The organism is Gleimia hominis, assembly GCF_002871945.2.
In the GTDB taxonomy this organism is placed as follows: domain Bacteria; phylum Actinomycetota; class Actinomycetes; order Actinomycetales; family Actinomycetaceae; genus Gleimia; species Gleimia hominis_A.
Genome location: NZ_CP126963.1, coordinates 1,859,222 through 1,877,389, shown reverse-complemented (window position 1 = coordinate 1,877,389; position 18,168 = coordinate 1,859,222). Strand labels below are relative to the sequence as shown.

Below are 18,168 nucleotides of genomic sequence, written 5' to 3'. Positions count from 1 at the left end.
TCAGTTATCTAAACTGTCTTCACTGGCGAGATGTTCAGCCTGTTCAATAATGAGCTTCACAGCTTCATCCTGTTTATCCGGCGGATACTTGTATTTAGCTAGCAACCGCTTGATGCGCGAGCGCATTCTAGCGCGAACAGTTTCTTTGCGCTCCCAATCTATGGTTGCCGAACGCCGAATCGTTTGCACAAGTTCACGCGCTATTGCTTTGAGTGTTTCGTCGCCCATCTCCATGATCGCCGAATCGTTTTGAATTACGGCATCGTAAAGGGCAACTTCCTGTTTGGTAAGACCGAGTTCATCCGCACGTTTCTGACTTTCGCGCATATCTTTAGCCATTGCGACTAATTCAGCAATGATTTCTGCCGTGGTCAGTGAACGATTCGTGTACCGGTTTACCGCGCTGGTAAGCATTTCCGAGAACTTACGTGATTGAACAAGGTTCGTGCGTTGAAGGGTGTGGATCTGGTCGTTAAGAAGTCTACGCAACAGACCTAGTTGCAGGTTCGGCTTTCCACTCTCACCTATAGAGTCCAAGAAGTCATCGGAGAGCAAGGAGAGTTCAGGGCTTTCCATTCCAGAGAACTTATATACGTCAACAACTTCGTCTGCAGTGACAGATTCATTCACAAGCTGTTCTAATACTGAATCGATATTCCCGTTCCCACCTTGCCTTGATTGACCGGCATCAGGATTGAGGATTTTCAGTGCCGCAGACCGCACGTCTGTGAACAGGCGAACGTCGTCACTAATTGCCTCAGCTTCCGGGCGTGAAGCCACTAAAGCATGTGCCTTCGTTAGGGCAAGGACCTGGTCATTGTATCGTTTAGTAATTTCCTCGTCCGAAAGTACGAAGTCTAAAACAGTTGCGTATTGTTCTAGGCGTTGCGCCGCGGGAAGTGTCGACGATGAGTCGTAGTTGACGCGGTGAAGTATTCCTTTGACAATATCGTATTTCTCTAGCATCACATTGATTAGCTCATCAATTGGCACACCAGCCTGATCACGGTCTGACGGTGAGTAAACACTGAGGGCTTCTTGTAATGAGGTAAACAGGCCAATGTAGTCTACTATTAAGCCACCCGGCTTATCCTTAAACCTACGGTTTACCCTTGCAATGGCTTGCATTAGGCCCGCACCTTGCATTGGTTTATCCACGTACATTGTATGCATCGAGGGTGCGTCGAAACCGGTAAGCCACATGTCCCGCACAATCACAATTTCAAGTTCATCGTCAGGGTTTTTTGCTCGCAGTTTTAGGTAGCGACGTTCATCTTTCGAATGAATATGGGGTTGGAAGTTACTGGGATCGGCAGCCGACCCCGTCATGACGACCTTGATCTTACCTTTATCTAAGTCGTCGCTGTGCCAACCGGGACGTAACTTAACGATCTTCTCGTATAGTTCAACTGCGATCCTGCGGCTCATTGTCACGATCATGGCTTTACCACGCATCGTTGCGCGACGTTCTTCCCAGTGGGTAACAATGTCGTTAGCGATTGCGTCTAGGCGAGAGTCGGCTCCTACAAGCGCTTCAAGTTGTGACCACTTGGTCTTTGCTCGTTCCGAAGAGTCTTCAGAGTAACCTTCACTGGCATCCGCGATTAAGTCATCAACTTCTTCAAGCGATTCGTCGGATAGATTGATTTTTGCGAGCCGCGATTCATAATAAATCTTGACTGTCGCTCCGTCTTCAACCGCTCGCGTTAGGTCATACACGTCGATGTAATCCCCGAATACTGCTCTGGTCGACCGGTCGTTTGATTCGATTGGGGTACCCGTAAACCCGAGGAATGTAGCGTTGGGGAGCGCGTCGCGCATGTGTTTGGCCAAACCAGCTTTAAGGCGACCTTTTGAATCTAGGGTTTGGTCAAAACCGTATTGCGACCGGTGAGCTTCATCGGCGACGACAACTACGTTTCTCCGGTCTGTCAGTACAGGGTTGGTGTCGCCGTCCTCACCTGGAGCGAACTTATGCAAGGTGGTGAAAATAATGCCGCCTGAAACGCGGGTGAGTAGTGATCGCAGGTCGTCTCTGCCTTCTGCCTGTACTGGTGTTTCAGGCAGAATTTTAGCCGGAGCAAATACCTCACCGAAGAGTTGGTCGTCAAGATCATTGCGATCAGTGATGAACACGAGGGTTGGGTTGTGCATTCGCGGGTCTTGCATGAGCTTAGCGGCATAAAATACCATTTCGAAACTCTTACCAGAGCCCTGAGTGTGCCACACTACCCCGCCGCGTCTATCCCCATCGGGGGATGCTGCGCGAACCGTTGATTCAACTGCGGCATTGACCGCCCAATATTGGTGATACTTCGCTACTCGTTTGATCAATGCGCGTCGACGCTGCCCAGAAGCCTTATCCATTACGGGCTCATCGGAGTAAACAACGAAGTTTCTTAGAATATCTAGGAAGCGCTCTGGCGCAAACACACCTTTTAATAGTACTTCCAGAGCTGGGCGGTCAGTGATTACCTCACGCCCTTCAATGGTTTTCCAAGGCGCGTAATGCTCGAATCCCCCTGTGAAAGAGCTCATTGCAGCAGCTGTTCCATCCGAAATTACCGTCACGACGTTTGGAACGAACACTGTTGGGATTTGCGAGCGGTACGTCTGGATCTGATTCCACGCTTGCCGCATTGTGGCATGTTCATTGGCTGGGTTCTTTAATTCCAGTAAACCAACGGGTAATCCGTTTAAGAAAACTAAGACGTCAGGGCGACGGTTGTGCCCGTTTTCAATGATGGTGAACTGGTTAAGGGCCCTCCAGTCATTGTTCTGGGGGTTATCAAAATCAATGAGGCGAAGCAGAACAGTCTTGGGTTGACCGTCACTCGTTTTTGTCTCGACTGGGACACCTTTGACCATGAAGTTGTGCAACCTCTGGTTTTCCAGTACAACATCTTGTGATTCAGCGCGCTGTACCCGCTTCAAGGCTTCGCGTATCGTCTGTGCTGACTCTTTAGTGTTTAGCTTCTCGAGTGCTTCTTCTACTAGATTCCACAGTATGGCATCGGATAAATTCTGACGCGCTTCTGTTACGTCACTTCCATCCGGACCGTATCCAGTGTGGTATCCGCTTTCACCAAGCCACTGCAACGCTGCCTGTTCTACCACGGATTCGTCGAAGCGATTCATTTTCTTGCCCCTCTACAGCGTGTTCACTAACGAAGATGAATGCGTCAAACCTGACGTTTATTCTTTCATTGTAGTCGTAAAGCTCCGCCTTTCGCGCAACTTCGTAGGTGGTGGATTCTAGGGGTGGTTGCACTAGTTTTGAAGTTAGCCGTGACCACGTTTAATGGTTTTCTGACCGGCTTCAACAAATGCGTCAAAGTCGGACACGTAGTGGGCATCTTGTGTTACGCGGAACTTTTCGTATTCTTCGAGTGCGAATCTATCGGCCATTTGTTTCGAAATTATTCCGGCATTGGTGAGTAGTTCCCGGGCATCTAACGTTAGTACTTGGTCAAGGAATTGCGTCCATTCCTCCATTGTTGTGGGGATGTCCCGTTTCGCGCGTAATTCCGCGAGGTTCAGGTACGCCGCGACTAGTCTTCCGAGGTCTTCTAGCTCGTTCTGTGTCAGGTAGTTTTTGCCGACTGTCACGTCTGAGCGCAGTATTCTTCAGTCCGGACTATTTTTCCATGAGGTGATCCCCACATGAGGCTTGTCAGCAGAAGCACGATGTTTGATTAGTTCGGCGGCAGTACGCCCGTGCACCGCAAAGTAGACTTTGTTTTGCACGGTGTTGGTCAATCACGTAGCCGCGTAGCGTGAAGTCTCATAGCGCTCCAGTGGCCCATTGACGAAACTGGGTGGTGCGCACCGAATTGACCCGGTATCCCACGGAAATAATGGCATCCAGGTTGTGATGTTTCACTGTGCGGGTGACTGTGCGCGAGCCCTCGGATCGGACTATCCGGAAATCCCGGATAATTGCTTCAGGCTTTCATTCTCCACTTGAGAAAATATTGGCGAGATGTTCGTTGACAGTTCGCGCATTAACACTAAATAACTGTGCCATGAGTTTTTGGCTGAGCCAGATTGTGACGTCTTAGTAGCGCACTTCGATGCCTGTGGATCTATCTGCGGTGAAGATAATTAACTGCGCGGAAGAGTATTCGATCAATTTCTTCGTTTCATCTAAGTCGCTCATCATTCCCTCTCTCTAGAGGGGGTCTCCATTGCAACGTGTGACACATCCGGGGCGATTACATCTGAAACAACATCTTGCATCTCCGATACGCGAATCCGACCTGACATCAACTCGGGAAGAAGTACGTCACGAAGAGAAGCTAGCCTTCGGCTCTCTTCTCTGAATTCATAGGCATATCGACGCATCGCAATAGTTGATTCTTCGTATTCTCTTAAAGCCGAAACATTCTGAGGAATCTCGGCTTCGTAGCCCTCAATGACGCCAACATCGACAGCTGGGTAGGCGCTTCCACCAGCTGCTGAAGCGAGATACTTGGCAAATGTTGAATCACTAAAAACGTATGTGAGGAATGAGCTTCCAGTGAGAGCAGTTGGGCTTGCTACTGCGAATCCAGTTGAGACAACAAGATTCTTCGGCGGATTGTAGAGCGGAGCAAAAACGTGTCTATTGGGTCGAACAGTTGAATAAATAACATCGCCATCTTGAACGAGCCGCCGAGCTCTGCTAGGCGCATCTGGTAAGTCAAAAATGGTGGTGCCTTTTACGAAACCGTGCGCAGTTTGCTTGATATCGACGTACTCAATCTTGTCGAACTGCCCTTTCCGTAAACTTCTCGTATTGAAATGGGCGAGAACTGAAAGAGGAACACTCCTAGTTGGCTCACTCGCTAGCATTTTGTCTGCAATTGCATCTGCAAGTTGGTTTAACTTTTTCGCAGCTCGATGATTTGACTCGATTTTGTCGTCGAGCGCACCCAAAGTCGCGGCGATTTGTTGTTGTTCGGCGAGGTCAGGTAGATCCCAAAGCGTGGATTCCAGCCTATCGAGTTGTACGCGTTGCCTCCCCGAACTACCAGTCATGCTGGCAATCGCAACTGATCGAATCTGGTCAGTGCGCAAGAGATAATAGATGTATTCAGTATCAGAGACGCCTTCAATTCCTCTAGCTACAATGAATTCAGTCGATCCAAATGCAGGCTCACTTCGGGCAGATTCCGCTGCACGATAAATCGATGTTTTGCCATTTTCCAGAGATGGAGTGATACGCGCTAACAAAACGTCACCATCGAGAAACTTTGTTCCACCGGTGTACGGTTTCGATTCCGCAGCGACGACATCTCGATGCCATGGAATCACCGACCCCATCGGCACAAAAGAGGCGACGGTACCTTTTGAAAGCCTAACCGTAGGATTGAAATTGATAAAATCAGATAGGAACATTTCAGTCATTCAAATATTCCCTCCAGGCGATTTTTGATCTCTTTTTCCAACGCTCTACCCGCTTCAAACTGAGCAAACAGCTCATTCGTGAGACGCTCAATTTTCTCATCGATGGGCTCACCGTCCGTCTCTGCTACAGCAATGTCGACGTAGCGGCCTGGTGTAAGAACGTAATTGTTCTCTGCGATTTCGTTCGTTGAAGCTGTTTTGCAGAATCCTGGTTCGTCGCTGTATTTTTCGAAATTCGATACTGAACGCCACATGTTATATGTGCCTGCGATCTTGGCTATATCGTCTTCTGTGAGTTCACGGCGGGCGCGGGTCACCATGCGGCCAAGCTGGCGAGCATCAATAAAGAGCACTTCACCGCTGCGTGCCCGATGCCCGTTGCCATGCCGATTCTTCGATAGAAACCACAAAGATGCTGGGATACCCGTATTAAGGAAAAGCTTGTCCGGCAAAGCGACAATGCAGTCCACCAGATCGGCTTCCACAAGCTTCTTTCGAATATCGGGGTCGGTGCCATCTGACGACGATAAAGCACCATTCGCCATGACAAAGCCAGCCGTCCCCTTCGGGGCCAAATGATAAAGGAAGTGCTGGATCCAAGCGTAGTTAGCATTACCGGCTCGTGGAGTTGCATACACCCAACGAGGATCATCAGCGAGGGATTCATCCCAGTAATCGGAGATATTGAAGGGCGGGTTCGCGATGATGTAATCCGCCCGTAGATCCGGATGAAGATCCTCGGTAAACGAATTTGCAGATTTAGCACCTAAATCAGCATCAATACCCCGCAGCGCGAGGTTCATTTTCGCTAGCTTCCACGTCGTGTTAGTAAATTCTTGCCCATAGATCGATAGTTGGTTTCGATTGCCACCGTGAGCATCAACGAACTTTGCCGACTGTACAAACATGCCACCGCTGCCGCAACACGGATCGCACAACTGGTCACGTTGGATACAAGACCCCAGTGCGGAGCAGGCCATCGAACAGCTTCGATACCGGCTATGAACTGGGATTTCCGGCTGCCGCGGACGTTTGGAGATTAGCCTGCTGAACCGCTGAGTATCTGGCACGTCGCTACCCGGCTGGCGTCCGGAGAGAGGTGAACCAGTCGGGATTTCGCGCGCAAGAATAGACGCGGGGTCTTGACAAATGATGTGGGTAGCACCTCTACCTGTAGGCGATACCGCTTGCTATTCGTTCTTGCAGGTGGTCCGACGACCATCTGCACTCCTAGTCAACTACAAAGCTTTTAGCTAGTTGGGGCCCTTGAGCTAGACGTTGTGCCTACGCAGAGACGCAGCTCGAGGGGTTTCTCGCGTTTTGAAAGGACGCAAAGTGACCGCTGAGGGTCTTCGGGCAGATCTGATCCGGGCTTCCGAGTCACCGCAGCACCCGAGGGTGTAAAAAATATCGGTAGGGCGTCATGCGATGCCCAAATGTACACCTTGATCAAAGCTGACTGTATCGCACGAATAATCATGCGATATGGTATTCTGGTCTCATGGTTGACACATCGAACGCGCCTCGCGAGGACTATAGAAACCTCTGGAAGTTGCTTATCGACAGAGGAATTCGGAAGGGCGAGCTCAGAGACCTTGCCGGTCTGAGCTCATCAACCATCACGAAGCTGGGTCGAAATCAGACGGTTACCACCGCGACACTTGGGCGGATTTGTAAAGCGTTGGATTGTTCACCCAACGACATTCTGGCTTTTGAAGACTGTTATGAGGAAGGAACCGGCGACGGGCGTAATGAGTGAGATGAAGCAGGCATATACCATCAAGCCTCAAACGGCGGTCGCCTCCCCCGACAGCAGTACTACCGACTTAGTGTTCCCCATTGAGCTTGTTGCCCCCGTTGTGGGCATGGCTCACAGCTTCATTAGGCGTGTCCTTGGCAGGAAGTCAATCTTGTCCGAGGCCGACGTTCGGCAACTTCTAGATCAAGATGCATTCTCCGAGACGTTCGTTCCTCGCAGCAAAGTTCTTGAATATCTCCGTCGAGCCGTCACCGGAGCCGTGCTCGTTGCCGAGAGTCAAGAGGTCATTCAAAAGGACTCCTTCGTTGTCGGAGACGCTCTCCAGCTGATTGGAAGACTGAAAGATGGTTCGGTGAATACTGTTGTCACCTCAACGCCGTACTGGGCTATGCGGGTCTATGACGAGCCTGGTGAGCGCCTTTGGGCGGATGGCGAGTACTGCTCGTTTGGTCTCGAGCAGACACCTGAAGGGTTTATTCGCCATTCGGTCGAGGTCTTGCATGCATTGCTTCCGAAAATTGCTGCAGATGGCTCCGTGTGGTGGAACATCATGGATTCGTACAACACTCGCACTCAAATCCGTGGTAGTGCAGTTGAGACACTGCATGCGATGCAAGGCAAGGATGGACGATCGTGGAAAGATCACGAGTACTTGCGGTATTCCGCCGGACACTCGTATCTGAAAGATGGTGAGCAGTGTTTGATCCCGCAACGGATTGCTCAGCGTGCTGCCCAAATCGGCTACTACGTAAAGAGCACGATCTCGTGGTGCAAGCAGGCCACAACTCCTGAACCCCAGCAGTCGCGAGTCAGCAGAAATGTTGAGTACATTCTGCATCTCACTCGGGAACGAACCCCCAAGTTCAACAAGTCCGCATACTTGGAGCTACCTTCAGACCTTGGTGGGCGACAGCTGCTTGAGTCGGACAAGCTTAGTGACTTCTGGTACTTGCCAACCTCTTCTGGCCGAGATGGGCATGGGGCTCAGTTCCCGGTTCAGCTTCCTGGGCGCTGCATCGCGATCTCAACGGACCCTGGTGATGTGGTTCTTGATCCATTCATGGGTGCTGGAACTACCGCCGTTGCAGCGAAGAAGCTCGAGAGGAGCTATATCGGTTTTGATGTAAGCGCAGAATATCTTGCCACTGCTGAGCGAGTGTTGGCTTCAACCACCGTGCAGCAACCCCTCTTTACCGCAGAGCTTCGATAACCCTCGAAGCAAGTGCGTCGACGTCTATCGCAGAACTGCTATCCAAACCAAGACATTTGATTCGGTGACCGTCGAACGTCTCGACCACGTCTCCAGTTCGAACGGAAGGTGAGATGATATAAGCCTCGTTGAGACGCGCAAACTGCATGTATGTATAGATCTGATACAGATCCTTCGCATCGGGTACCTTATACTTTACGTCGAGGACAGCTTCTATAGATCCGCCGCGATAGATAGTCAGGTCTGGAATTAGCTCGATTTCGCCATTCGTAAGCAGAAAGCTACTGGAGGCAAAACCCTTTTGAACGCTTAGAGCAGTGGGCTCTGCAGCTCTCATAAGACTTGTTCGCACAAAGTCTTCGTAAAGTCCAGGCATATTGAACAAGTATCCGTCAGACTCCCAGCTTTCACCGTGGTCAATTCCGGATGCTTGGAGGATGACGAGGCTGAGACCGAGCGCATTGCTGTAGTAGGAATGCGAACCGCCAACATTCTTCGTTCGCATCATCTGGCTGACCTTGCGGATATCGTCATAACCAGCAAAGGTAGATGCCTGCCAGTTTGCCCAATCGTGAGTTACACGCGCCCCAGGAGCGTCACTAGACAAGAGTCCCAATACTCGTTTGGCAGCCGACTTGATAATTCTGTTCTCGGGGATATCAAATGTCGGCCTGTGTCGTCTCGTTACGATTGGAGCGGCATCTCCTCGCCGCGCTCGGAGGTTTGTCACAGGCCAGTTTATCTGTCCAACGGCAGATGACGTGGCCTCAAGCGTAGGCTTGCGGCGAAATAACTTTGGTTTTGCTGCAAAGGATAAGAGCTCCCGGGACAACATCTCTGCCAACGAACTCAAGCCGAAATCGTGCGACCCGCTTGAGTATCCGAACGGAGCATCGTTCACCTGTCGAGCCGACTGAGAATCGTGAAGATACAGCAGCATCGAAACTGGATTGAGCGATGCATGCTTCGGAGAAATGACAAGCTTATTTCCATTAAGAAGCGGGATATTCCCGGCAACATTTGACGCCAGAATCTGCAGAACTCCACCTTGAAGGAGAACGCGAATGTTGTCTGGCAAGCCAGTGGGGACATCAGCTGGGGTTAGGCCGGGTAACGCCGAAATCTCGTTCTCGACGGCATGCCAAGTCTGCATCACGCTGTTCCTGTGAAGAGTTCATCTACGCGGTTGTCGATTTGCGCTACCACTTCAGGCTCATAGGCAGAGAAATGATTCATCAAGACCGGTCGGATTCTCCACATGTAGTACATCCGGAAGTCATCACTCGGCTGAAGCCCGGCGAAGTAGCCATGACCCAGCGGATACTTGTCTTGAATAGCAGTGAAGACAGTCTTAATGGCTGCGGCTGTATCTGAAGGAATAGCTCTGTGCCTAAGTATCGCGTCAAGGTCTTCAACGCGTGGACCAAAGTAGACACTTGCCATACGTCCCATGAGTGCGTCGTCAACATCCTCCGTGTTCGTGTCGACGTTATTCATAGTGAAGTAGAAAACCACTTCTGGATCGATAAAGATTTGCGCACCATTCGGAAGCGTGATGCCGTTGGTCTCGCCCCGGTACGCTGGCTCGATAAGAGAGAATAACTCGCCCAAGGCCTGGCTAATTCGAGTGCGGTTGATCTCTTCTAGAACGATATGCCTCTTGCCGTTTCGAAGCGCGCGAAGGAGTGGACCTTCAGTCCATTCGAATTCTCCCGGTTTCTCACCGGGCGCGAGTCCTAGGATCAGGTTCTCATAACCCCACCCCTCATGGAGCTGAATAGTCTCACGATCCTCAGAATTACGCGGAATAAGTTTATCGATGGCACGGGTTTTCCCGGTTCGGGGCGGTCCAAACAGAAGAATTGCGCGCTCTCCCGCTTTGACTAGCGAGGCTAGCTGTTCACTTGGGGAAATCCTGGTCCATGCTGGTGCTGAATCGATTGTTGTCACTGACTGAATCCTATTTGTGTACTCAAGCCGATCTTCTTTGCGGATTTCGACTTCCAACTTGGCCTCAAATGCCGAATTGCAGATTGCCAACAACTCCGCATCGCTAAGCGGAGCGTCGCTGGTCTCGATATCGATTGGCTTGTTTACAAAAACTGCCTCGATCTCGCCGGGCTCAAGGTTCAGCTCGCGTATGAGGGCTTCGACGAGTTGCTGCGAGAGCTTGTTAGGGTCACTATCGCCAAAATACTGGTCCAACTCATCTTGACGGAAGAGCCAAACCGCCATTGCTTCAATAGGGATAGCGACTCGTGCGTCCTCTTCTAGGGCGAACCCGTCTCCACCGTGTCCCAGACCTTGGGGGTAGATCCTTCCGAGGGATACTCGAATCTTGTTTCCCTCATCGGAGAAATCAAGGTATGCAGTGGGAGATCCAGAAACTACTGAATCCGATGTTTTCCATCGCTGAATAGTGGTTTGAATAATTGAACGCGAAGCGTCGCCTTTCATGAAGGCGTAACGGACGGTGTGCGCAAAGGGAACAAAAAGTTTTCCCTCAGGACTGCCGCAGGAGAACAGCCTCTGCAGGGTGGGAGTTGAATTCTGCGTATCGATCAATATGGACGTGTCTCGGCTCAAACCCATGTGCTTTAATACAAGCCAGATTTTGAGCAGGTGGGAAGCTGTCCCTTGGAGCTGATCGAGTGCCGCGCTGATCGTCTTAGCGGAAAGATACATCTTGCCTCCTTGCACGCGGACTTGCGGTTAGACTCGGGAGCAGTATTCGGAGACCGATCATTTCCATCAAGCCCTTACGTCGAAGCGTGGTCCAACTGGTCCTAGTTTCTGGCAGCATTGGTATCATCTCTCTGAGTCAGTTTGGGTCTCGAAAAGGTCTTCAACTCTGCAGTCGAGGGCGGTCGCTATCTTCATGAGGACGTCCATGTGTACTGGTTCGTTCTTGCCGAGTTTGGCTAGTGAGTTGCTGCTGATGCGCGCCTTGTCTCGGAGCTGGACTTTGTTCATGTTCTTGTCGATGAGGAGTTTCCAGAGCTTGTTGTATTGGATCTTCATGGACGTTCCTTCCGGCTCCACTTCTCTCCAAAGAGCGCCTTCTCGTTGTTGTCCAGTTTCAGGACGGTGGTTTCTTGCAGGATGGATTGGGCTTCGGGGGTGCATTCGCTGGTCTTGTCCACAGCGATGAAGATTTGCTTCTCCACTTGATCGGCGTAGACGCGGATCAGGTTGCTGAGGTCTGGGCGGGGCATGGAGTCGAACACGATCGAGTCGTGTGCCAGTGCTGGGAGCACAGTGTTCTGCAGCACGGCGAGGTCGTAGATGATCATGCTGCGATGGTTTGTGCCTGTGCCTTTGTCCTTCGGCGTTTCGAAGTCGTAGGAGTTGAAGGCCTTGATCGTCAGTCGGGGCGCGTTGTACTCCCCGCCGGTGACCTCGTCGTTGATGGCGTCCATCTGCGTGTTTATGGCGATTTCGATTTGTGCCAGCACGCTTTCGAGTTGGTTTTGGTAGCGCGTGTTGGCTTCTCGTTTCGCGGTCTGGAGCTTGTGGTTTTGGTCGAACGCTTCGTTCTGCTCTTTAAGCTTGGTGATCCGCCGATCCAGGGTCGTGTAGGCGTCGAGGAATTCTGGCGTGAACGCTTTGGATGTGGGGATCGCATCCATCTGGGAAAGGATGCGGTCGTGGTGTTCTTGAAGCTCGGTTACCTCGCGTTGGACGCGCTCGCGGGCTTGGGCGAGTTCTTCCGCGAGGATCGTCTGGATCTTGGTGTGGAACTTCTCGACCTCGACAAGCTTGGCCAGGTTCGCTTCGGGGAAAAATTCTTGCAGGCTCTTGAGGTCGGCCTCGGTGGGGTACGCGCCGTGGCGTAGGTTCAAATCGAGCAGGTGTAGCTCGTCGTGCCTGTCTTTGATGAGGCGTCGAACGTCGCCGAGTTGGCGGTTGAGTTCGTTGCGTGCGTTAGCGTGTTCGACCTCGCTCGGATCGACTGTCGCTTCATCTGATTCGGCCAGTTGCGCACGTTCCTGCTCCAGGGAGGCGATCTCGACGACGTTCTGCTTGTACTTAGTCAACCCGTCAACTGCCGATGGGATGAACTCGTAGCGTCTGGCAGCTTTGAACGCTGCAATCATGTCCTCAGCGCTCTGTAGTTGCTGCTTGAAGTCCTCGATCGAGCTGTAGTACTGGAACAAGGAGATCAGGATCGCGATGGCATCCTTCTGGGATTCCTCACCACCACGGGTCTGGAGTGGTTTGAGTTCGTTGTGGTTGTTTTTGCCGTAGATTCGGAAGAACCTGCTGAGCATCTGTCGGAACGACGCGCCCGGCAACTGCATGCCGTACTGGACGGCCAACCAGTCTGTGAACTCCTTGAGCTCAAGGGTTTTCAGCACGCTGCCGTCGGCATCGATGTTGACCACAACTTTGGGTTCATGGGGGCGTCGCACGAAGTTGTAAGAGGCACCGTCAAATTCGAAGGTGAAGTTGATGGCGTGCTCAGGCAGTTCCCGGACGGCATCGCTGTCGACGTAGGTGTTGCCACCAAAGACGAAGTCGATGATGAGCATCATCGTGGACTTGCCGATTGACCCGGCCTCGCCTCGGACTGCGCCGAGGATCGTGTTCAGTCCTTGATGGAACTGGATCGGCGGGCGTGGTGTGTCACCTTCTTTGAACAAGTCACAACTGATCTGCTTCAGCATCGCTCCAGTGCTCCTTCCTCACTGAGCGTGACCTTGCCGAGGGCGTAGAGACAGTCGAGCGCATCAATCAGCCGGATTGGATCCGTCGTGACGGGGGCAAGGGCGACGGCAAGTTCATTCGGGGTCTTCGGGGTGTCCAGGAGCCTTAGGATCGTCGGAAGCAGGGGCAGCACCGTGTCCTGGTAGGCAAACAACTTGTTAGGAAGCAGCATCGAACACCTCACAGGACTGGACGAAGTAGGAGGTCACGTAAGCGCAGTAGCGGGCATCCTGTTTTGTGATCTGACTGAGCCGAATGGTCAGGGCTTCATGGATCCGCTGTTTCGCGTACCCCTTGTCGGCGAGCTTCGTGTACGAGGCTCTGATCTCGGCTCGCAACAACCCATCATCAAACGTCTTGAGCCGAGCCTGCTCCTGCAGCTCTTTCTCGATAAACCTGAAGTATCGCGTGACGTGCATGAATACTTCGTCGTACACGAACACGTCGACTGACTGGTCGATCTTGTCCTTGACTGCGACTGGGTCGAAGTTCAGCGGCTCGAATTCTTTGGGGTTGGCGTTGCCGAGCTTCTCGACGACCTTGCTGATGCCACGTTCAATATCGACCGTGGTCAGTGTCTTGCGTGCCTGGGCTGCGTCGACTTGTGCCTTCTTATTGCGCCCCAGGTCTTTTGCGTCGGATTTCTTGTGGTTGAGCGTGTAGGCGTGGAAGCAGTCCGGACACAGCGCGACCAGATTCTCGTAAGTACGCGCTTCGCCTTCAATTCGTCCAATCGCATAGAGCGGAGCTGTCGCGCCGTCGTCGGTGACGGGCTGGAGGTGCTTGCCGCAGCCGGTGCGTGAGCAGGTGTACTTGCACTCCTCCAACAGGCGAGAACCGAGCTTGCCCTTGACGGCATCCGACACCGCCGTGGCTCGCTGGAGCTTACGGTCATTCTCTAATTCCGGGTTGACAACGAACTCCAACGCTTGCTGGATCAAGTCGAACAACACGTCGCCAACATTTAATTCGTCGACATCTTCGCCGGTAAACGGCTGGATACTGCGAGCCAGCGCCGCCTTGACCTCCTCGACTGACTGCGTCTCGATGTCATCGACGTAGTTGAGGGAAGCGACGAAGTTGTCGCGGGTGGGATTAGCGAGCATGGCGCGCGCCAGCTTTTTCGTGATCCCGCGACTATAGAACTTCCGCAGGGATTCATCCTTGTAGTCCTGATCCGGTGTCCTACCTCGGGGCGTGAACCAGTGCTCCTCAGGGACGGCGCATAGCCGTTCGATCATGTTGCGCATGAAGTCGGCTGTGTTCCGGGTGCCGCGCAGGTGCGGGTAGACGGCCTTCATCACATCGTTGAAGAGCAACTTCGCCATCACCTCCACCGGATTGTCCCAACTGTCCCAGGCTGTCCCAAAGCGTCTAAATGGCCGAGGTGCCATTTTCTACCGTGGACATAGCTCACGAGAGATGGGTATGAGTCTATCACGGCTGTGCATTTGCAACGAGAAGTTGGCGATTGCGTATCTTGCGTGGGTTATGCGGGGCAGGTGGCGTGGCCTCGCGCTCAGGACACGACCGGGATGTGCACGATCTGGTCGAGTCCATGGAGACACCTCACGCAACGTGAGGCGCATCCACCGGATCGACCGTGATCACGCCGATCCGTAGCCAACAACTGAGCTCAGGTTTCTATTCGTCCCAAGTCGGAACGATCTGCAGGAGCCGCTGGGGCGGGCATCCATCCGGATGTCCGCCCATAGCCATGCCAATGCAGACCGCTTCACCGACACCAGACGACTAGCGGCGTCTCCCGTGGGTCTTTCCGCATCCAGCGGAAGGAGCCAGCCGTGGCAACTCCTACTTTTTCAACCACACAGAAACCCGACACCGGATACCAGCCCTATGCCGTCCGCACCAAGAAGGTCGGAGGCAAGGAGTTCACCCAAATCTACGTGCCCTCGAAGGTCAAAAGAGGAGTCCAAAAGTATGCATGGATCGAGCTCGTCGACCCACCCGTTGGAGACGAAAAACTTGGTCTGAGCGCCGACGAGGTGCTCGCCTTGCTCTACGACCCGACGTACGTGCCGGAGTGGAAGGTCGCATATCTGCGCGCTGCCTACCGCAGTTTTCGTGCCGTTGAGAACGCTCGAAACCGTGGCGACCTCTCGTATAGCGACTGGGAAGTCGAGGTCCATGACGGACCCCAGTATCTGAACGTCTCGGTTCACGAAGACCAGATCGACAGCGAGTTGGTTGTCGATTGGCTGCTGTCTCAGGTGAGCGTCAAGCAAGCCGAACATATCCGCCTGCACGTGTTTGAAGGGCTCTCCTTCGTCGAGATCGCGCGTGAGGAGCTGCCCGGTGCTGGCGAAGCCGATGTAGCCAAGCGAGCGAACAGCATCGGGCGCTCGGTCAAGCGGGCTCTGAAGAAGCTTCGCGAATTCATCGAGCAGGAGTGTCCGGATCTGGCTCCCGTCGGGGGCGTATGAGTGCCCGGCCCACATGAAGGCCAGCACAAACCGACGCTCATCTGATTCACAAGGAGGAAACGATGTCCAAGCATCGTCTCAAGGTCACGTTGACTGACCAGCCCGAACCTGACGCTGCGGTCTCTGCCCGCAAGGTCAGCATCCGAAGCAGGATCGCCCGCAAGCTGCTCGGCAACCCCCAGCAGCTCACCGTTCTCGTGCCGGGCAACCAGGTCCGCTCAGTAGAAATCATCCGCCCAGACGACGACCTCCTGGCGCTGGCCCGTGCCGTCGGCGTTACCCGGAGCGGTGGTGATGCCGCGTGAACGTCACCGAAGCGAACCGCTACGTCCCGGCGCTGAACCGGATCGCGGAGGGGGTCACGATGCTGGCCTCTGCGATCGAAGATGCCGCGTGGGAATCGTTCGAGGATCACCCGTGTATGTCGGGGGCTCGCCCGATCGCCGCAGCCCAGCTTGCCCAGCCTGCGCTGGAAGCTGCAGTCGAAGAGTACGAAGCGGCCCACCAGCCGCCAGCCCCGGCACCGGCTCCGGAGGTTGTGCCGGTGTCGTTGGAGCAGGTCCGCACGGTGTTGGCGCGCCTGTCACAGGCGGGCCATACCGCGCAGGTGCGTGAGCTCATCCAGGCAGCTGGCGCAAACAAGCTCTCCGAGGTTGACCCGTCCAAGTTCGGGCGGCTGCTGGAGCAAGCGGAAGCGATTGCTGATGCCTGACCAGCACGCACTGCTCAGCGCCTCGGGAGCGCACCGCTGGTTGGCCTGCCCGCCGTCGGCAACGCTGGAGGCCGGGCTGCCGGAGTCCTCCTCGCAGGCTGCCGAGCAGGGAACCGCCGCGCATGCGCTTGCGGAGTGGAAGCTGCGCCGCGCCCTGCATGACGCGCCGACCACGAAGCCTGTCTCGAGCTGGCATGACGAGCAGATGGATGCCCTGACGGATGACTACGTGGCCTTCGTCCAGGAGCGGGTGCGTGATGTGCGGCAGGCGTGTGCTGATCCGCAAGTGCTCATCGAGCAGCGCCTGGACTTCTCCCACGTGGTGCCGGGTGGGTTCGGCACTGGCGACTGCGTGATCATCGCTGAGCCCACGCTTCAGATCATCGATTTGAAGTACGGCCAGGGTGTCATGGTCGAGGCCGAGCACAACCCGCAGCTCATGTTGTATGCGCTCGGAGCGTTGAATGCGTTCGGGTCGCTTTACGACATCACCGAAGTGGCGGTGACGATCTTCCAGCCCAGGCGCTCGAACGTCTCGACGTGGACGATCCCGGTGTTTGAGCTGGAGGCGTGGGCGGAACAGGTGGTGAAGCCTCGTGCCGCGCTGGCTGCCAGCGGTGATGGCGAGTTCGCTCCCGGTGAGTGGTGCCGGTTCTGCAAACTCTCACCTACCTGCCGAACGCGTGCTGAGGCGAACCTTGCGCTTGCCAAACATGAGTTCGCACCACCTGCCGAGCTCACCGATGCCGAGATCGCACAGGTGCTGGCCCAGCTTCCGGATTTGAAGGCCTGGGCTGCCGATGTGGAAGCGCACGCGCTGTCGCTGGCGGTGAACCAGGGCAAGACCTGGCCGGGGTTCAAGCTCGTCGAGGGCCGCTCGATCCGCAAATACTCCGACGAGGCTGCTGTCGCCCAGGCGGCTGAGGCGGCCGGTGTCGATGTGTGGGATCGCAAGCTCAAGACGATCACCGCGCTGGAGAAGCAGCTGGGCAAGAAGCGCTTTTCCGATCTCCTCGGGGGCCTTGTGGTCAAACCTGCTGGTAAGCCCACGCTGGTGCCCACCTCCGATAAAAGGACCGCTCTCGTGATCCAGTCAGCAACAGATGAATTCACTGCCATCAAGTAACGAACAAGAAAGAAGGTAAGACAAGAATGTCACAGATGAATCCGACCCGTGTGGTCACCGGCGAGGTTCGCCTGTCCTACGCCAACATTTTCGAGGCGAAGTCCATCCAGGGCGGCAAGCCCAAGTACTCCGTGTCGCTGATCATCCCGAAGTCCGACACCGAGACCCTGGCCAAGATCGAACGCGCCATTGACGCGGCAATCGATGCCGGGATTGGCAAGTTCGGTGGCAAGCGACCGAACAAGGCCGCCTTGAAGCTCCCGCTGCGCGATGGTGACATCGATCGTGACGATGCGGCGTATGCGAACGCGATGTTCGTCAACGCCAACTCGACCACCCCGCCACAGGTCGTGGGTACTGACCTGCAGCCCATCCTGGACGCAACCGAGGTCTACTCGGGCTGCTACGCACGGGTGAGCATCAGCTTCTACGCGTTCAACACGAACGGCAACCGGGGTATCGCCTGCGGGCTGGGCAACATCCAGAAGCTGCGAGATGGCGAACCGCTCGGCGGCAACCGCATCAGCGCCGAGGCCGACTTCGGAGGCTTGACCACCGCGTCGGATGACTTCCTCAACTAGGAGAACGGAGAAACATCATGAACGAGTGTTATTCAGCAGCGCTGTGGGCCGGAACGACTCTGATTGTTGCCTGGGCGATCGGTTCCATCGTAGGTCACCTGCTCGGGGCATGGCTGGCCTCGTGGCTTGAAAACCGCGCGATCCGCAAAGAGCGCCAGTGCGTCACCCAGCTCATGGCAGATGCCGAAGCGCAGCGCGAGCAGTATCCCACGCCTGCTGAACAGTAACCATCACCCCCTGG

At 54.2% G+C, this 18,168-nt stretch carries 18 protein-coding genes and 1 pseudogene; 8 read left to right on the top strand and 11 right to left on the bottom strand.

The annotated features are described in order from the left end of the window. The 5 genes and pseudogenes from CJ187_RS08280 to CJ187_RS08265 form a co-directional block, all read right to left on the bottom strand. Positions 1-3,138 (bottom strand): type I restriction endonuclease subunit R, encoded by a 3,138-nt coding sequence (locus CJ187_RS08280; RefSeq protein WP_102216507.1) that lies wholly within the window; start codon positions 3,136-3,138, stop codon positions 1-3. Positions 3,139-3,282: 144 nt separating this feature from the next. After that, positions 3,283-3,723 (bottom strand): annotated as a pseudogene (rhuM, locus tag CJ187_RS09450) (RhuM family protein). A 61-nt stretch (positions 3,724-3,784) separates the two neighbouring features. After that, a complete protein-coding gene (gene rhuM, locus CJ187_RS09445; RefSeq protein WP_350223580.1) occupies positions 3,785-3,883 on the bottom strand; it encodes a RhuM family protein in 99 nt (32 codons plus the stop codon). 275 nt (positions 3,884-4,158) lie between these two features. Then, on the bottom strand, positions 4,159-5,388 hold the full coding sequence (locus tag CJ187_RS08270; protein ID WP_102216508.1) for a restriction endonuclease subunit S: 1,230 nt from the start codon (positions 5,386-5,388) through the stop codon (positions 4,159-4,161). Continuing rightward, positions 5,385-6,368 (bottom strand): N-6 DNA methylase, encoded by a 984-nt coding sequence (locus CJ187_RS08265; protein WP_284667465.1) that lies wholly within the window; start codon positions 6,366-6,368, stop codon positions 5,385-5,387. The genes CJ187_RS08270 and CJ187_RS08265 overlap by 4 nt, the downstream gene beginning before the upstream one ends. A 521-nt stretch (positions 6,369-6,889) precedes the next feature. On the opposite strand from CJ187_RS08265, the gene CJ187_RS08260 reads away from it, so the two are divergent. Together CJ187_RS08260 and CJ187_RS08255 are read left to right on the top strand one after the other, a co-directional pair. Next, positions 6,890-7,147 carry a helix-turn-helix domain-containing protein gene (locus CJ187_RS08260; RefSeq protein ID WP_041630930.1) on the top strand — a complete coding sequence of 86 codons (258 nt, stop codon included), beginning with the start codon at positions 6,890-6,892 and terminating at the stop codon, positions 7,145-7,147. Beyond that, positions 7,140-8,357, top strand: a complete 1,218-nt coding sequence (locus tag CJ187_RS08255) for a DNA-methyltransferase (RefSeq protein ID WP_041630929.1) — start codon at positions 7,140-7,142, stop codon at positions 8,355-8,357. Before CJ187_RS08260 ends, CJ187_RS08255 begins: the two co-directional genes overlap by 8 nt. On the opposite strand, the gene CJ187_RS08250 is transcribed toward CJ187_RS08255, so the two are convergent. The 6 genes from CJ187_RS08250 to CJ187_RS08225 form a co-directional block, all read right to left on the bottom strand. Beyond that, positions 8,338-9,510: a 5-methylcytosine restriction system specificity protein McrC gene (locus tag CJ187_RS08250; RefSeq protein WP_102217295.1), complete on the bottom strand. Its 1,173-nt coding sequence runs from the start codon at positions 9,508-9,510 to the stop codon at positions 8,338-8,340. The genes CJ187_RS08255 and CJ187_RS08250 overlap by 20 nt on opposite strands. Further along, a complete protein-coding gene (locus tag CJ187_RS08245) occupies positions 9,510-11,042 on the bottom strand; it encodes an AAA family ATPase (RefSeq protein ID WP_071345763.1) in 1,533 nt (510 codons plus the stop codon). Before CJ187_RS08245 ends, CJ187_RS08250 begins: the two co-directional genes overlap by 1 nt. 123 nt (positions 11,043-11,165) lie before the next feature. Further along, positions 11,166-11,378, bottom strand: coding sequence for a helix-turn-helix domain-containing protein (locus CJ187_RS08240; protein ID WP_014320331.1), 213 nt, complete (start codon positions 11,376-11,378; stop codon positions 11,166-11,168). Then, positions 11,375-13,024, bottom strand: a complete 1,650-nt coding sequence (locus CJ187_RS08235; RefSeq protein WP_102217296.1) for a DUF2326 domain-containing protein — start codon at positions 13,022-13,024, stop codon at positions 11,375-11,377. Before CJ187_RS08235 ends, CJ187_RS08240 begins: the two co-directional genes overlap by 4 nt. After that, a complete protein-coding gene (locus CJ187_RS08230; RefSeq protein ID WP_102217297.1) occupies positions 13,018-13,236 on the bottom strand; it encodes an ABC-three component system middle component 7 in 219 nt (72 codons plus the stop codon). Before CJ187_RS08230 ends, CJ187_RS08235 begins: the two co-directional genes overlap by 7 nt. Further along, a complete protein-coding gene (locus CJ187_RS08225) occupies positions 13,223-14,392 on the bottom strand; it encodes an ABC-three component system protein (protein ID WP_199171142.1) in 1,170 nt (389 codons plus the stop codon). Before CJ187_RS08225 ends, CJ187_RS08230 begins: the two co-directional genes overlap by 14 nt. A gap of 474 nt (positions 14,393-14,866) precedes the next feature. Between CJ187_RS08225 and CJ187_RS08220 the strand changes: the two genes are divergently transcribed. From CJ187_RS08220 to CJ187_RS08195, 6 genes are all read left to right on the top strand, one after another. Continuing rightward, the gene (locus CJ187_RS08220; protein ID WP_102217299.1) at positions 14,867-15,508 is read left to right on the top strand and encodes a sigma-70 family RNA polymerase sigma factor; all 642 of its coding nucleotides are present in this window, start codon (positions 14,867-14,869) and stop codon (positions 15,506-15,508) included. Between the two features lie 62 nt (positions 15,509-15,570). Then, positions 15,571-15,813, top strand: coding sequence for a hypothetical protein (locus tag CJ187_RS08215; protein ID WP_102217300.1), 243 nt, complete (start codon positions 15,571-15,573; stop codon positions 15,811-15,813). A 59-nt stretch (positions 15,814-15,872) separates the two neighbouring features. Continuing rightward, a complete protein-coding gene (locus CJ187_RS08210) occupies positions 15,873-16,220 on the top strand; it encodes a hypothetical protein (protein WP_233187425.1) in 348 nt (115 codons plus the stop codon). Continuing rightward, the gene (locus CJ187_RS08205) at positions 16,213-17,346 is read left to right on the top strand and encodes a DUF2800 domain-containing protein (RefSeq protein WP_102217302.1); all 1,134 of its coding nucleotides are present in this window, start codon (positions 16,213-16,215) and stop codon (positions 17,344-17,346) included. Before CJ187_RS08210 ends, CJ187_RS08205 begins: the two co-directional genes overlap by 8 nt. A gap of 26 nt (positions 17,347-17,372) precedes the next feature. Then, entirely contained in the window at positions 17,373-17,927 is a 555-nt protein-coding gene (locus CJ187_RS08200; protein ID WP_102217303.1) for a DUF2815 family protein, read from the top strand. 17 nt (positions 17,928-17,944) lie between these two features. Further along, positions 17,945-18,154 (top strand): hypothetical protein, encoded by a 210-nt coding sequence (locus CJ187_RS08195; RefSeq protein WP_049189298.1) that lies wholly within the window; start codon positions 17,945-17,947, stop codon positions 18,152-18,154. The last annotated feature ends 14 nt before the right edge of the window (positions 18,155-18,168 follow it).